The organism is Variovorax sp. GrIS 2.14, from assembly GCF_046115955.1.
GTDB lineage: Bacteria > Pseudomonadota > Gammaproteobacteria > Burkholderiales > Burkholderiaceae_C > Variovorax.
This window is the reverse complement of record NZ_JBJXIA010000039.1, coordinates 1-14930: the sequence shown is the minus strand read 5'-3', so window position 1 is coordinate 14930 and position 14930 is coordinate 1. Positions and strand designations below refer to the sequence as shown.

General features: G+C 63.6%; 16 protein-coding genes and 2 pseudogenes. 12 read left to right on the top strand and 6 right to left on the bottom strand.

All coding sequences use genetic code 11. The annotated features are described in order from the left end of the window. On the bottom strand, nucleotides 1-729 hold a 729-nt coding region (locus tag RCH10_RS25965; protein ID WP_409054621.1), incomplete at its 3' end, for an IS30 family transposase. 245 nt (nucleotides 730-974) lie between these two features. Here RCH10_RS25965 and RCH10_RS25960 point away from each other — a divergent pair. Both RCH10_RS25960 and RCH10_RS25955 read left to right on the top strand, forming a co-directional pair. After that, nucleotides 975-1256, top strand: a pseudogene (locus RCH10_RS25960) (transposase); the annotation flags it as partial. A 62-nt stretch (nucleotides 1257-1318) separates the two neighbouring features. Beyond that, on the top strand, nucleotides 1319-2215 hold the full coding sequence (locus tag RCH10_RS25955) for a GAF domain-containing protein (protein ID WP_409054620.1): 897 nt from the start codon (nucleotides 1319-1321) through the stop codon (nucleotides 2213-2215). Between the two features lie 99 nt (nucleotides 2216-2314). Here the strand turns inward: RCH10_RS25955 and RCH10_RS25950 are convergent, their stop codons facing one another. The 5 genes and pseudogenes from RCH10_RS25950 to flhD all read right to left on the bottom strand — a co-directional run bounded on the left by RCH10_RS25950 (nucleotide 2315) and on the right by flhD (nucleotide 5086). Further along, the gene (locus RCH10_RS25950; protein ID WP_409054619.1) at nucleotides 2315-2821 is read right to left on the bottom strand and encodes a hypothetical protein; all 507 of its coding nucleotides are present in this window, start codon (nucleotides 2819-2821) and stop codon (nucleotides 2315-2317) included. Next, a complete protein-coding gene (locus tag RCH10_RS25945; RefSeq protein WP_409054618.1) occupies nucleotides 2818-3627 on the bottom strand; it encodes an HD-GYP domain-containing protein in 810 nt (269 codons plus the stop codon). The genes RCH10_RS25950 and RCH10_RS25945 overlap by 4 nt, the downstream gene beginning before the upstream one ends. Before the next feature lie 13 nt (nucleotides 3628-3640). Beyond that, nucleotides 3641-4114, bottom strand: coding sequence for a hypothetical protein (locus RCH10_RS25940; RefSeq protein ID WP_409054617.1), 474 nt, complete (start codon nucleotides 4112-4114; stop codon nucleotides 3641-3643). Between the two features lie 67 nt (nucleotides 4115-4181). Then, nucleotides 4182-4749, bottom strand: a pseudogene (locus tag RCH10_RS25935) (FlhC family transcriptional regulator). Further along, nucleotides 4736-5086 (bottom strand): flagellar transcriptional regulator FlhD, encoded by a 351-nt coding sequence (flhD, locus tag RCH10_RS25930; RefSeq protein WP_409054616.1) that lies wholly within the window; start codon nucleotides 5084-5086, stop codon nucleotides 4736-4738. The pseudogene RCH10_RS25935 and the gene flhD overlap by 14 nt, the downstream one beginning before the upstream one ends. A gap of 168 nt (nucleotides 5087-5254) precedes the next feature. Between flhD and RCH10_RS25925 the strand changes: the two genes are divergently transcribed. The 10 genes from RCH10_RS25925 to RCH10_RS25880 all read left to right on the top strand — a co-directional run. Next, a complete protein-coding gene (locus RCH10_RS25925; protein WP_409054615.1) occupies nucleotides 5255-6736 on the top strand; it encodes an ATP-binding protein in 1482 nt (493 codons plus the stop codon). Then, complete coding sequence (locus tag RCH10_RS25920; RefSeq protein WP_409054614.1) at nucleotides 6733-7122, top strand: response regulator; 390 nt, start codon at nucleotides 6733-6735, stop codon at nucleotides 7120-7122. Before RCH10_RS25925 ends, RCH10_RS25920 begins: the two co-directional genes overlap by 4 nt. Beyond that, complete coding sequence (locus tag RCH10_RS25915; protein WP_409054613.1) at nucleotides 7112-7474, top strand: Hpt domain-containing protein; 363 nt, start codon at nucleotides 7112-7114, stop codon at nucleotides 7472-7474. The genes RCH10_RS25920 and RCH10_RS25915 overlap by 11 nt, the downstream gene beginning before the upstream one ends. A 58-nt stretch (nucleotides 7475-7532) precedes the next feature. Then, nucleotides 7533-7871: an STAS domain-containing protein gene (locus tag RCH10_RS25910; RefSeq protein WP_409054612.1), complete on the top strand. Its 339-nt coding sequence runs from the start codon at nucleotides 7533-7535 to the stop codon at nucleotides 7869-7871. Between the two features lie 73 nt (nucleotides 7872-7944). Next, entirely contained in the window at nucleotides 7945-8706 is a 762-nt protein-coding gene (locus tag RCH10_RS25905; protein ID WP_409054611.1) for an ABC transporter substrate-binding protein, read from the top strand. Next, a complete protein-coding gene (locus RCH10_RS25900) occupies nucleotides 8703-12104 on the top strand; it encodes a PAS domain S-box protein (RefSeq protein ID WP_409054610.1) in 3402 nt (1133 codons plus the stop codon). Before RCH10_RS25905 ends, RCH10_RS25900 begins: the two co-directional genes overlap by 4 nt. A 64-nt stretch (nucleotides 12105-12168) precedes the next feature. Next, nucleotides 12169-12495, top strand: coding sequence for a hypothetical protein (locus RCH10_RS25895; protein WP_409054609.1), 327 nt, complete (start codon nucleotides 12169-12171; stop codon nucleotides 12493-12495). A 36-nt stretch (nucleotides 12496-12531) separates the two neighbouring features. After that, nucleotides 12532-13221 (top strand): response regulator transcription factor, encoded by a 690-nt coding sequence (locus RCH10_RS25890; RefSeq protein ID WP_409054608.1) that lies wholly within the window; start codon nucleotides 12532-12534, stop codon nucleotides 13219-13221. A gap of 405 nt (nucleotides 13222-13626) precedes the next feature. Then, nucleotides 13627-14568, top strand: a complete 942-nt coding sequence (locus RCH10_RS25885; protein ID WP_409054607.1) for a GGDEF domain-containing protein — start codon at nucleotides 13627-13629, stop codon at nucleotides 14566-14568. A 127-nt stretch (nucleotides 14569-14695) separates the two neighbouring features. Beyond that, nucleotides 14696-14930, top strand: a 235-nt coding sequence (locus tag RCH10_RS25880; protein WP_409054606.1) for a transposase, incomplete at its 3' end; no start/stop codon positions are given.

Sequence of the window (14930 nt, the reverse complement as noted above, 5' to 3'; positions counted from 1 at the left end):
CGCGCGTTCGACCAAAGTTCCGATTGCTGAGGAACTCAACCCGATGATCAGATCTCCTTCCCAATGACCAGGGATGGCCCGGTCCGCGATTTCTGCCGGACGTTCGCTGATCATCAACTCCGGCGTGATGAAGTGTCTACTGCGCTGGCGTGTTCGGGCTTGCGGAACTCGCAATTCGCGGCCCGTATGCAGGCAGGCCGTCAGCTCACGTTTGAGTGCGCCCCGACCCTGTATGTAGAGTGCTTGATAGATGGCTTCATGGGAGACCCGCATGGATGCATCATCGGGGAATTCAAGCTTCAGTCGTCGGCTGATTTGCTCCGGGTTCCAGCTGCTGCCCCAACGGCGATCTGCACGCCGGCCATGGCGACGTCCGTTCCAAGGTACTTGCGGGCCCGGCAGTCGCTTGCCACGCACATCCAACACGGTTCCGGCAAGACGCTCTTGAACATAGACTCTGAGCCTGTCGTTGAGCGCAAGCTTGGCCACCTTGGGCCGTTGCGCCGCACGTTCGGCCTTCCACTGCGCCACCGTGGCTCGGTGCTGCAGCTTCCCGCCCCGGGTTGCTGCATTGCGCTGCAACTCGCACGAGATGGTCGAAGGCGCGCGTCCGAGCTGTCGAGCAATCTCCCGGACACCGAGTTGCTGAGCATGTAGAAGCGCAATCTCTTCGCGCTCCGTGAACGACAGATATCTACCCGAAACAGGGCCCAGATTCGTAGGTGGAATTCCACCTGCTTGCCGAAACCACCGCGGCCCAATGGCTGCGAAACCCCGGAAGCCCGTGCTGCTTCCTCGCTCTGCACCTTCCGAAATTTGCCCCCAGAATGCCCGCTTGATGAGCCGCTGATTGATCTCAGGGCGACCTGACGAATGCATCGCCGGTCGCCTAGTCTGCTCTTGCATCCACCTCTTTGCTCTTCCCATACAACACCTCCATAGTTGAGATGTTGCGACAACCGATTGAATCCACCCACTATCGAGGGCCAGGATGGCTGGCACGCATCGCGGACGCCGAGCTGACGCGTTTGATGTCCCGCGACGGCTGTTCGCCCGACAATGCGGCCTGCGAGGGCTTCTTCGGTCGATTGAAGACCGAATGGTTCTATCCTGGCAACTGGCAATCAACGACCGTCGAGCAGTTCATCCAGGCCTTGGACTCTTACATCCGCTGGTACAACGAAAAGCGCATCAAGATGTCCCTCGGCGGTCTCAGTCCAGTTGAATACCGCACAAGCCTGATGATCGCGGCATAACCCAGTCCAAGAAATCCGCCGCACCCCCCCGGGTCAAAGTTCAACCGGCGCCGACACTGCGCGTGCAGACAGCTGTCGCGCAGGCGCTTGCAGACAACCTGCCCGTCAAACGGGCCTGTGCGCGCCTTGTCACGACGGTGTGCGAGGCCCTGGACTGGGACGCAGGTCGGGTCTGGATGCCTGGGGCCGCCGGTCTCCTGCACTGCATGAGCACGTGGAGCCGTGAACGGCCGCTGGCAAATCCGCAGGATCCTTCCTGGACGGTGCCGGTGCTCCCGGGCCACGATCTACTTGGCAAGGTGTGGCAGACGGGCGAGCCGCGCTGGCTGGAGGGCCTGAGCGAGGCTCACAATTTCGCGCGCACGCAAGCGGCCGAACTCGGGGGCCTGCTCGCGGGATTTGCGGTGCCGTGTTGCAGCAGTGGCAGCGTCTTCGCTGTCCTCGAGTTCTTCAGTCACCTGAGCCTCTCACCGGACCCGGCGCTGCTGACGTTGCTGGCCAATGCCGCCGCGCAGATCGGCTTGCACATGGACAGTGCGTGCGCACAATCACGCGCTCTGCAGGCCGAGCAGGACCGGCAACTGACCGTAGCTATTGCGCAGACGAGCCAGGTGAGGTTCCAGCAAGTGTTGGACACCATTCCGGACCTCGTGCTGGTCAAGCGTCCCGACTCCCAAATCGTCTGGGTCAATGCGACGATGCGTGCGTTCTACGGGATGCCGCCAGACGGATCGGGCCCGATTGCGGAAGCGCCGTTCAACGCACCGCGCAACACGCAACCCTATCTGGCGGACGATGTCCACGTGTTTGCCACCCGCCAGACCCTGGTCATTCCTGTCGAGGCCGTGACGCGCTTCGACGGCCAGGTGCGCTACTTTCACGTGGTCAAACCACCGATCTTTGACGACCAGGGACGGGTGGCCATGCTGGTCATCGTCTGTTGCTACCTTGGACGCTGACGGATCCCGGTCCCTGCCCGCAGGGTGGCAACTTCGGCGCAGCAGGCCCGGTTCGGCCGGCTGCCCTGGCCGATCGCTTCAGTGCGAGAGACTGGTACGCTAAATGGTCAGAAATTCGTGGTGGCCCAGCGTGGCCCGCTGGGCGCCATCGCCGTACATGGCCTTGCTCAGCGCCTGCAGCTGATGGCCGAGCTGTGTCACTTCGTCGCGCACTGAGGCGTCCCCGTGTTTCCAGCGCGCGAGTTTGCGTGCATAGGTGTCGGTCAGCGCCGTCCAGCGGTCAAATGAAAGCTCCGGGCACAACGCCGTTGGCACTGGTAAGGCAGCGGTTGCGCCTGCGCGCGGACGGATCGCGTCGCTGAAACATGCGCGGGCGCGGTTCAGCCACCCGGGCATCTGGCGGTCGCATCGCTCCACCTCGAGTTCAGGCGCACCGGTGTTCTCGCCGACGCCACCGGGCTTTGCAGGTGCGGGTCCAGTCTGGCAGCGCAGGCATAGTCTGGCACTTTTTGTTCCGCTGGTGCGTCGCAGCGGCGGGACACGTTCACGTAGGCCGCTGGAGGCCATTGGTCCGACTTGCATTGGCGACAGGGCGATGCCGCTCATTTCAGTGTGGCGAACATGCATTCTTGTTCCAGCTGGAGGGGCCGAGCCAGATCGCCGAAGGTCATCCGCTGGTCCGTGACGTGGTCGCGCAATGCCAAAAAGCGGGGCCACCCGGCCAGCAGTGCGTCGACCACGTCGGGATCGAAGGCGCGGCCGCGCTCGGCCAGCACCATGGTGCGCACCGTATCGTCGCCCATCGCCGGCCGGTAGCAGCGGCGCATGCCGAGGGCATCGAAGAAATCCACCACCGCGACGATGCGGCCCGACAGGGCAATGGCCTTGCCAGCGCGTCCCTGCGGGTAGCCTTGCCCATCAAAGCGTTCGTGGTGTTGCAGCGACACCTCGGCAGCCAGACGGAACACGGGCACGTCGGTCCGTCCGAGTATTTCGCATCCGATTTCCGCGTGGCGGTTCATGATGTTCCGCTCCTGCGGGGTAAAGCCGCCGGCCTTTTTGAGCACGGCGTCCGGAATCCCGATTTTCCCGACGTCGTGCATCGGTGCCGCCTTGCGCAGCATCGCCGACCAGCCGGCCGGTTGCCCCAAGGCCAAGGCCAGCGCCTCAGCCAGGAAGCCGACGCGCACGATTTGGATGCCCGTGTCGTCGTCCCTGAAGCCGGCTGCCACAGCCAGCTTGAACAGGGCGTCGTCGTGGGCCAGTGGCAACTGGGCCCGCGCCGCATTGCGCTCGCGGTACAACACGTCCATGTCGTCCATTAACATGTCGAACTGCGCACCGGGGTCGATGGCGGGAAGGGGCGGCGCACGGTGCGCGGCTTCGGACAGCGGGTGGGGCAGGCTTCTCATGGCGTTTTACCTATCACTGGCCAGCGCGGGAGAGCGGCTGCGCGTCGATCAGGCGTGCGGCCAGCTGGGCGGTCAGCGCCAGCGTCGCTAGCTCCCGGTGCTGCAGGCCTTCGTCCGGGCTGAAACTGTAGGAATACAAGGTGCCGTACACGTCGCCACTGGCCAGCAGAACGGGCGCGCTGAGGTAGCAGGCCGCGTTGGCGCGGACGTTGCCGGCCTGCACCACAATGGCCATCTCAAGCGGGTCGGCAGCACCGGCCGCAAAGTGCGTGGGGGCACGCAGCGCTGCAAGGTGACCGATGTGCTCGCCTTCGTTCCATTCCGTGACGAAGGTGGCTTCCATGCGGTGCTGGTCGCGCAGCAACCGGAGGACTTTGTGCATCGAGGCATGGACCAGTGGATCGGTGGTATCGGCCGTGGCAATCAGCAAGTCGGAGACTTTGACTTCGATGGCGGCCGGGCAGGTGATGGGGTCGAGGGTGAACATGATGGCGGGAGATAAAACAGGGTGGGGAGTCGGAGAGACAAAGATGTTTCGCGCCGTGCGACAGACGTCAGTGCGTGGGATGGCGTGCAGGGTCGGCACCAAGGCGCAGTTGTCCTGCGCGGGCGCCTTCGCCGGAGCGCGGGGGCGGTGCGCACAAACCGCATGTGAACTGCCGGGAGTTCTCGAAGGGCAGCGTGACGGTGTGCGCGCCGCATCGGACGCAGGGCGTCACCGCCAGCATGCGTTGCTCCATGAAGCGCACCAGCGACCAGGCGCGCGTGATGCTCAGCATTGGTTCGATGTCGGCCAGCGCGAGCTGTTCGGCGTAGAGGCCATAGGCCTTGATCAGCGCGTCCACGCTGTCGAGCGGGCTGGTCTTGGACAGCCAGGTGAAGACGCTGTGAAACAGCGATGCGTGCACCTTTATCTGCCACGCTAGAAACCAGTCCGTCGAAAAAGGCAGCTGACCCTTTGGAAGGCGATCGCCGGGCCACTTCCTTGTACAAGCGCAGCAGCCGTTCATAGGGTAAAGGCGTCTCGGCTTGCAGCATCTGAAGGCATGCGCCGGAGCGGATCAGCTGAACGGCGCGGCCCAAATGGTGCTGCTGTCCAAGCAGGCTGTCAGCGGCCGTCATCGCTGCCCTCCAGCGCTTCTGCATAGCGGCTCGACATCACGAGTTGGGCGTGCAGCCTGTCGGTCACATCATTGTGCGCACGGCGGTCGCGGTGCTGGCCGGTGAGCAACGACCACACCAGATCGTCGGCTCCGCGAAAGCGGCACAGCAGGGTGTTACCGCTTGCCAGCTTTAGGATTTGTGCGGGTGACAGGGCGGCGATCAGCTCGGCGGAGTCCAGCGAGATGCCCAGCCGGAACAGCGCTTGCGCCTTGTCAAGCCGGATCAGACTCTGCGCCAGCATCAGGTAGGTGAGGTTGGCTTCGCGGATCTCGGCCAGGACCTGTTCGTTCGTCATTCAAACCCCTTGGATGCGGCGCAGCGTTTCAACGCGCCTTGGTGTGGTTGGCAAGTGCCTTGGAAGCCATTAAAAATCGCGCTGCTTTGTTTTTTGTCAACGTTTTGTAAAATGTCTGCGCGGCGTGGCCCCATGGCGTCGAGTGGCTGGATAAGATGAAGCCGGTCCATGGCAACCGCTCCCATTTCTCTCCAGATCCTGGTCATCGACACGTGCGAAACTTCGCGGCGCGCGGCCTGCGCACAGGTGCTTGCGCTGGGACACGATGCCATCCCGATGCCGGATCGCAGCACGGCCGCAGATTGGCTATGCCGCAATGCGGCTGACGTCATCCTGCTCGACTGGGACCCGTCGTTTTCGGTGACAGGAAGCGCCCAAGTGGGAATGTCTATCCCGCCCTCGGATCTCTGGCTGCCGGTGATCCTTGTGTCGGACCCGCTCGATGCCGCACGGCCTCGGCGCCCCCTGCCCGAAGGCGCCGACGACTGGCTGGATCGACCGCTCGACGCGGCACTGCTGGCGGCCCGGCTCCAACGCTGTGGCCAACTCCTCGCGCAACAGCGCCGGCAGCGCTCTCGCATCCAGCAGATGCGCGACATCCAGGACAACATCCTTGATGCGGTGCTGACCGTCGACGACACTGGTAAGGTGGTTGAAGCCAATTTGGCAGCCTGCCGCACTTTCTGCAAAGGCGAACCCGCCAGCTTGACGGGCGCCGATGTGCAAGCCGTCACCGGGCACGACCTGACCACGCTTGCGCGATCCCAACGGCTGCGCCTCGCGTGTGGCAACGGCAGCAGCTTTGTTGCCCAGGTGTCGGTCAGTTCATGGGAAGAAGCGGGCGCTCAGCGCGTCACCCTGGTGATCAAGGACCTCACTGACATATTGCGCAACGAGCGCATGCGCGACGAGTTCCTGGCAACCGTGAGCCACGAATTGCGCACGCCGCTGACATCGGTGCTGGGCGCGGTCAGCTTGCTGGTCTCCGGGGCGGCCGGTCCCTTGCCGGCGCAGGCCATGCCGCTGGCTGCGGCGGCGCAGCGCAACGGGGAGCGTCTGAGCAAGCTGATCGACGATGTGCTCGATCTTACTAAGCTCGAAGGCGACCGCATGGTGCTGCACGTCCGTTCGCAGCCGCTGGGCCCGCTGATGCAGGAGGCTGTGAAAGCGAACCAGGGCTATGCGGCAGGCCTGGGCGTGACAATCGAAGCGGACCTGAGCCGGGGCAGCGATGCCTTGGCATTGGTGGATGCGAACCGTCTGCTGCAAGTGATGGCCAACTTGCTGTCCAATGCGATCAAGCATTCACCCGCTGGCGAAACCGTCACTTTGCGGCTGGAATCGGCAGAGGGAGGCCACGCCATCGTCGTGTCCGATGCCGGACCGGGCGTGCCCGAGGCGTACCGCTCGTTCCTCTTCGAGAAATTTTCGCAGGCTGACGCCAGCGACGGTCGCGTGGTCGGCGGCACCGGCCTGGGCCTGCACATTGCAAGGCTGCTGGTCGAGCGCATGGCCGGCCGCATTAAACTCGTGGCAGACGCGCGGCAGGGCGCGACCTTTCGTGTCTGGTTGCCGCAGGTCTTGACTGCAAGCGCGTGCGCAGGCGCGGGTGCGCAGGCCGCCGCGATACGCGAGGACCTCATCACATGAACGCGCTGCGCCGTGTCATGTGCGTGGAAGACGACGCGGACATCCGGCTGATCCTGGAGTTCAGCCTTCGCGCCGTCGGCGGCCTGGAGGTTTGCTTGGTTGCCAGCGGGCAGGCGGCGTTGGCACAGGTTGAAGCGTTCCAGCCCGACTTGGTGCTGTTGGACGTGATGATGCCCGGTTGGTCCGGACCGCAGACTTTGCAGGCATTGCGTGACCTGCCCTGCATGGCCGGCGTGCCCGTGGTTTTCCTGACCGCCAAGGCCATGCCGGACCAGGTGGAAGATCTGTTGCAGTACGGCGCGACGGGCGTCATCGTGAAGCCGTTCGATCCCGTGCGCTTGCCACAGGACGTGCGGATGTACTGGGAGCATGGCCGTGGACGCTGACCTGGAACGAACCGACCCGTCGATGCCGGAGGCGGCCCAGCAGGGGTTTGTGCTGCTGCGACGCCAGTTCACCGAAGGGCTGCCGGGGCGCCTGCGCGAGATCCGTTCAGCCCTCGACGCGCAAGAGCGCCACCAGGCTTTGCACCGATTGGTCGGTGCGGCAGGGAGCTATGGTTTTGGCTCGCTGAGCCAGGCTGCCCGAGCTGCCGATGTCTTGGCGGGAGCGGCGGATTCTGTGGCCCACCAGGGCGCCTGGGCTGCCTTGCTGGAATGCGTCGCGCTGGCGTGCGCACCCGTCGGCCCGGCGCGCAGCGGCGGGGCGCCCTCACGCACCGGCGACACAAAGCCGTGACATTCGAAGCCCGCCGATCGGCTTCAATGCCTGCTCTACCCGACCAACGAAAGTACCGATGAAACTACTGCATCGCATTGAAGGCAACGACGTGCTGGTCATTGAGCTGCGCGAGGACAATTTGGACGCCGGCAATGTGGGCGCCTTCAAGGAAGAGATCCAGCACCTCGTCACGCAGCTCACGCGTGTCGTGCTGGACATGCAGGGTGTGAAGTTCATTGACAGCTCGGGTCTGGGCGCGCTCATTTCTTGCCTGCGCCAGCTCAAAGCGCGACAAGGCGACATCCGGCTGTGCCAAATGTCGCCCTCAGTCGCTGCCTTGTTCGAACTCATGCGGATGAACCGGGTCTTCGGCATTCACGCTTCCTGCAACGATGCGGTTGCTTCTTATGCGTGAGAGCACCCGGCGGCGGCTTTCCAAGGCAGTGCGCGCCTCGCTTTCGGCCTCACTGTGCCTAGGCGCGGCATGCATGGCGGCCCTGTCATGGTCGGGTGCGGTTCAGGCCGGGGGTGTGGCGGACCGGGTCAGGACCTCGGGCACGCTGCGTGTCTGCATCTGGACGGACTATTACGGCATCACCTACCGCAACCCGCGCAACAAGCAGTTGGGGGGCGTGGACATCGACCTGTCGGCCGCGTTCGCGCGTCGGCTGGGTGTGGACCTGGCCTACGTCGAATCCTCTTTCCCCCGACTGATCGACGACCTCGTCGCCGAGCACTGCGACATTGCCATGCATGGGGTAGGCATCACGCCGCAGCGGCAGGCTGCTCTGCGTTTTTCCCAGCCTTATCTGAGCAGCGACATCTATGGCGTCACGACACGCAGCAGCAGGCTGGTGCGCAGTTGGGAAGACATCGATCGTCCGGGCGTCAAGGTGGCGGTCCAGAGCGGAACTTTCATGGAACCCGTCATGCGTGACGCGTTGAAGCAGGCCACGCTCGTATCGATCCTGCCGCCCCTGACCCGGGAGCAGGAACTGGAGGCCGGACGGGTCGATGTGTTCATGACCGACTACCCCTACAGCCGTCGCCTTCTGGACAACGCCGACTGGGCCCGGCTGGTGGCACCCCCGCAGCCCTTTCACCGCGTGCCGTACGCCTACGCCGTGAAGCCGGACGACGACGAATGGCTGCGCACCGTCGACGCATTTGTCGCCGATATCAAGCGTGACGGGCTGCTCGGGCGAGCCGCCGCCAAATATGGCCTGGGCGAGATCGTTGTGAAACCATGAAAGCCGCCGCCGCATCTGTCGAACGCGCTTTGCAAACGCGGGTGAGACAGTTGCGCTGGGCAGTCATCGCCGCCGTGCTGCTGGTCCTGGGCCTGGCGGCAGCCTACATGTGGCTGGCCTGGCGGGAAATAGAAACGGCGGCCCTCGACGAGGCGGGGCTCTATTCGCGCGTGCTGGAGGTCCAGACCAACGCAGCACTTGACAGCATTGCTGCCACGGTGCGTACGGTAGGCGAAGCGCTCGAAAGCGCCAGGTCCGGCCTCAACTTGACGGATGTCCGGTCGCTAATGGCCAATGCCGTCAAGGCTCAGCCGGCGCTGCGCAGCCTGTCCTTGCTCACTGCCGATGGCAGAGTGCTGGCCAGCACCGGCCCCGACAACGTCGGCCGTCGCGTGGACCTCGCGCTCCTGGGCGGGATGCCGGCCGAGCCCGGCGAAACGCTGGGCCAATGGCTGCCGCTGCGCGACCTGTCGGAGCTGGGTGTTCAGCCCGCCGACGTGCGACGTGCCGCGGGGATCTCTGCATTGCCGCTGCGGCGTCGCGTCGACTTAGTCTCGACCGCACCCTTGCTTCTGGTGGCGATGCTCAACCCGGAATCGTTCACAACCCAGCACCACGTGTTGATCGGCGAGGCGGCCGAACGCAGCGCCTTGTGGTCCTTTGAAGGTCAACTGCTGGTGCCCAGCGGCGCGGTGCCAATGGCATCCGGCGAGACCTCTTCACGACTGGCACCGTTCACCCGGTTCCTGCCGGCGCGCGAGCACGGTAGCTATGTCGACACCGGCATGGACGGCGCGCGCTCCATTGGCGCGTTCCGTACGCTTCGGCACTGGTCGGTCCTGGTGGTCGTCGAGCGTCCCTACGCCGAGATTTGGACCGCATTGCTTCAACGCGCCAAATGGGTCGGCGTGGTCGCGCTATCCGCGTGGCTCGCCCTGGGAGGAACGGCGCTGCTGCTGCTGCGTGGCTTGCGCAACCAGCGCCGCGCACAAGGTGCGCTGGAAATATTGCACGGCGAGGTCGTGCGTAGCGAGGAGCGCTGGAAACTTGCCCTGGAAGGTGCGGGGGATGCTGTGTGGGACTGGGATATCGCGCGCGGCACCGTTCATTGTTCGCCGCGCTGGCAGGTCCTGCTCGGTTACGACGGGGACGACGAAGTCCGCGAATTCACCGACTGGATCGGACTCGCGCACGTGGGCGACGCGAGCCGAGTGCGGGACGCGCTCGCTGGTCATCTGGCTGACGCGGCAACCGTCTTGCATTCCGAGGTGCGCATGCGGTGCGGTGACGGGCTCTTCAAATGGATGCTGCTGCGTGGCATGGTGACACCCCAGCGCGATGCGGCGGGCCGCCCGTTGCGCCTGATCGGAACGCTCACAAACGTGCACGAGCGGCACGTCGCCGAGGCTGCGCTGGCAGCGAGCCAGGCGCGACGCGACGCAGTGCTGCAAAGCGCGCTGGATGCGATCGTGACAGTGGACGCACAGGGCCGCGTCATCGACTTCAATCCTGCTGCTGAATCCATGTTCGGACGTACCGGCGCCAGCGTCGATGGACAGCCGATCTACGACCTGGTGGTGGCACCAGCCGAGCGTGCAGCGCTGCTGCAACGCATGGCGGTTTTTCGCGCCACGGGCAAAGTCTCTGCCATGAACAGCCGGCTGGAAGTCAATGCAGTGCGCGCGGACGGCACGCTCTTTCCGATCGAGTTGACCGTGGTGCCAGTGCAGGCTGGCGGCCAGCAATTGTTTACGGCAACGATGCGGGATATTTCCGAGCGGCGCTGGGCGGAGCGCGCGTTGCGTGACAGCGAAGCGCGGGCGCGGGCGACTTTCGAACAGGCCGCGGTGGGCGTGCTGCAGCAAGGGGAAAACAGGCGTTTCCTGCGCGTCAACCAGACCCTGTGCGCCATGCTGGGCTACGACAGGGCGGAATTCCTGGCGCTCGATGCAGACACCCTGATCCACCCGGAGGACGTGCAGCAGGGCAAGATCGAAATGAAACAGCTCTTCGCCGGCGACATCGCGCATTTTGCGGATGAGAAGCGATACCGGCGCAAGGATGGACGTTACATTTGGGTGCGGCTGACAGCGTCGCTGGCACGTGACAACGAGGGTCGTGCGCTGTACATGATCGGCATCGTCGAGGACATCGAGGAACAGCGCCGAACACAAAAGGACTTACAGGCTGCCCGTCGGCGCGAACTGCAGATCGGTGCCCGCATCCAGCAGTCGCTGCTGGTGACCGCCCCCACGGTTGCGCTGCCCGGGGTTTGGCTTAGCAGCCACAACCTGGCTTCACAGGAAATCGATGGTGATTTCTTCGAGGTGATTCGGCCGGGCCCCCATTGCATCGATCTGATCGCGGGCGACGTGATGGGCAAGGGCGTCAACGCTGCGCTTATGGGCGCTGCGGTCAAGATGCAGTTCAGCCGCTCATTGGTCGAACTGTCGATGCTGGACGGGCAGGGCGCCGTGACGCCACAGCCGGCGCAAATTCTCGATGCGGTGCATCGCGCCATGACGCCGCATCTGCAGGCACTCGATGCTTTCGTGACCCTGTGCTACCTGCGTATCGACATGGCGCACGGCCGGCTGTGCTGGGCTGGTTGCGGGCACGAGGAAGCCATGCTGGCGCGGGCCGACGGCAGCACCCGGCTGCTGACCAACCAGCAGCCGCCCCTGGGTGTGCTGACCGACACGCTCTTTGTGCAGGACGAGATCGGAGTCCAAGCCGGCGATGCGTTGCTGCTGCATTCGGACGGTGTGTCCGATGCACTCACGCCCGAAGGCGACCGCGTCGGTCACGCCAGGGTTCACCAGCTTTTCAAACAGCTCGCGCAGCTACATCCCAGTCCGGGGGCTGTGCTCACGCTGCTGCAGCAGACACTGCTGCAACATTGCACCATGACCGACGACGTGACGCTGGTGTCGGTGCGCATCGGCGACGCTATCACCTCGCCCATACGGCTTGAGCTACCTGCTAATCCATCCTCGATTGCAGCGTTGCGCGAGCTTGTGTGCCGCGGACTCCAACGTACTGGTATGGATGAAGTCGAAGGGAATCTTTTTACCGTGGCCGTGGTGGAAGCTTTCACCAACATATTCAGGCACGGCCAGGGACTGGTCGAGGGGGCTCCAATTGAAATCCTGCTGAGCCGCACGACGCATGAACTGGCCGTTGAACTGATCTACGTGGGCGAGCGCTTCGAACCACCGCACGAGATCGCACCCACCGATTTTGACGCTTACCCAGAAGGCGGTTTCGGGTTGACCATCATCCAAAAGGCCTGTGACCGCGTGGACTATGGACACCGCGCAGGCGTCAACACGATGCGCATGGCGTGCTGGATCGAATCCGATGTGCCTGTGATGGAAAACGAGTGTTTGCAATGCTGACACATCTTGCCGGCCGATCGACGCTCCAATAGAGCCACTTCATCACGCCCCCGAGGATTTCTCCATGTTTGCCTTCTTCATAACGTCGACCCGCTTGCAGCGCCACGCAGCAACGCGACATGCCCCGTCCGATCATTTCGCTGCCGACGCATCTGTTTGCATGGACATCTCAGACCTACCGGCCAATGCCGTGGACCGGCTGATGGCCCGCATTGATCACTACATGCAGTGCGAACTCGACGTGCAGTACGACCATAGCCACCCGGAAGAGGTTCGCGTCCAGCTGCGCGAAGAACTCGAACAGGAATTGACCAACGCTCGACAGGCCGGCTGGCTTCTTCCCGGCTACGCGGCCAACAGTGCCATGCGGCAGCCCGGCGCGCTCGCTTAACACGTCCCAAAAAGCGACCACTTCACTGCTTTCCCCATGCACATCGCCCTTTTGGAAGACGACGTTGACCAGCGCGATCTGGCCCTTTTGTGGCTTCAGTGCGGCGCACACACCGTCAGTGCGTTCGGAACCACCGCCGAGATGGTCGATGCGCTGAAGGTCCAACGTTTTGACCTGTTGCTGCTGGACTGGATGCTGCCAGACGGCACCGGCGGCGAAGTCGTGCAATGGGTGCGCGAGAACCTGGGTTGGTCGATCCCCATCATCGTGCTGACGTCGCGTGACGACGAGGCCACCGTGGTTCAGGCCCTCGGATCGGGGGCCGACGACTATCTGGTCAAGCCTGCCAAGCAGCTCGAGTTGCTCGCCCGCATCGCGTCCGTAACCCGGCGCCTGAAGCCGGGTGGGCTGCCGGTCTTGCGCATGGGTGCCTATGAAGTCGATGTGCCCCAGCACCGCCTTTCAATGGACAAGGTGCCGGTCTCGCTCACCCAAAAAGAGTTTGAGCTATCTGTCTACCTCTTCCAGAATCCGGGGAAGCTCCTGTCGCGCGATCATCTGCTCAACAATGTGTGGGGCGTGAACGCAGACGTCGATACGCGGACCGTGGACACCCATGTGAGCCGCCTGCGCAAGAAGCTCAGGCTCGACGGCGCTAATGGGTGGAAGTTGCTGCCGGTATACGGCTACGGATACCGTTTTGACCGTGTCGACGTCGCTGCCTGACTCTGGCCTTGTGCATCCAGCTCCCGGTCTGCTGCGTGGCATGGGTGCACGTTTGGCCGGTGATCCACCGACCACATGGCATGAAGTGCGCCGGATGCTGTGCTGCGTAGCTCTCGCTTGCCGACCCGCCGACGCCGTGGCACGCTTGGACAGTTGCAGTGTTGGCGTCGGTCGCATCACCCAATGACGCGCATGAGCATGTGCGCTGGACGAGGCTTCTCCTTCAGTGTCGGACGGTTGCTGCTGGGCGCGCCTGGCCTGCAACGGGAGCGCGCCACCTACTCGTTGATTGCAGTGTTGGTTTTCGTCCTTTTTGCGGGCGTCCAGCAATTCGAGGTGCGCTACGGCCTGATCGACTCGGGTGCGTCCAATTGGCTCACGGCTTACAACCTGGCAGGCGCGCTGGTGTTCTTCGTCTTCGTGCGCAGCGGGCAAAACCTTGGCTTCACAGCCGACCCGTCGCTATGCTTTGCGCAATGCGTCTTCGGCGTGACATCCGTCTGTTTTTCATATGCCATCACCGGCCCGGCTCGCGGCGGGATCATGGCCATCCTGCTGCTGATCTTGGTGTTCTCGATGTTTGCCCTCGAGCCAGTCCGGATCCGTCAGCTCTCGTTGTGCGCCGTGGCCATGCTGATCTCGGTGATGGTTTGGAAAAACGCGACCGACCCGTTGCGTTATCCGATAGCAGTAGAGGTGACGCATGGCCTGACTGGCCTGGTGCTCATTTGCTCCATGGCCGTGCTGTCGTCCCGCATGGGCGCGTTGCGTGCCGCACTTCAACAACAGAAAGCTCAGCTCGAGCAAGCACTTATGCGAAACGTGCGCCTGGCCACCCTTGACGAGTTGACTGGCCTGTTCAATCGTCGGCACATGGGCGTTTGGCTACAGGCCGAGCATATGCAGACTGAGCGGTTGCGGCCGTTTATGAGCATTGCACTCATCGATATCGACCTGTTCAAGATGGTCAACGATCGATACGGCCATGCCGCCGGCGATGCCGTGCTGCGCGAGTTCGCGCGGTTGGTGCAGAAGACGCTTCACGCGCGGGGTACCGCAGCGCGCTGGGGAGGAGAGGAATTTTTGCTGGCGATGTCGGGCACGATGCGTGAGGATGCCGTCAAACTGGTCGATCAGCTGCGCATGGCTTTCGAAGCACTGCGGTTTCCGCACTATGACAGCGCCCTGAAGATCACGTTTTCGGCTGGCGTGGCAACGCAGGTGGAAGGAGAAACTATCGACAGCTTGATGGAGCGTGCCGACCGATGCATGTACGCCGCGAAGGCAGCGGGGCGCAACAGGGTCTGCGCTGCCGAGCCGCTCGATATGAACGTCGGTTTGCGATGAAGACGCCATCTTACTTTTCGGTTCGGCGTCGCTGACATCCGCCTGCAGCCTAGCAGGATGCGGAAATACTGTAAGCAGCCGGCCAAGTCATCTTGAGTCGAAGAGATGCTGATGGCATCGTGTCCACATGAATGATGCGGACGCTATAAACCGAGTGATCAAGAGAGCGCCTCGACGCCGACACAGCGCGGCGCTCAAAGCACAAGTGCTGCCGGCATGCAGGCAGCCGCATGCATCCATCGCTGCGATTGCGCGACAGCACGACCTCAATGCAAACGTCGTGCACCGATGGCGCGTCAACGAACGCAACACCGTGGCGCCGATTGCAGCCGTCTCACAGACGGCCAGTCCGTCGGGCTTTG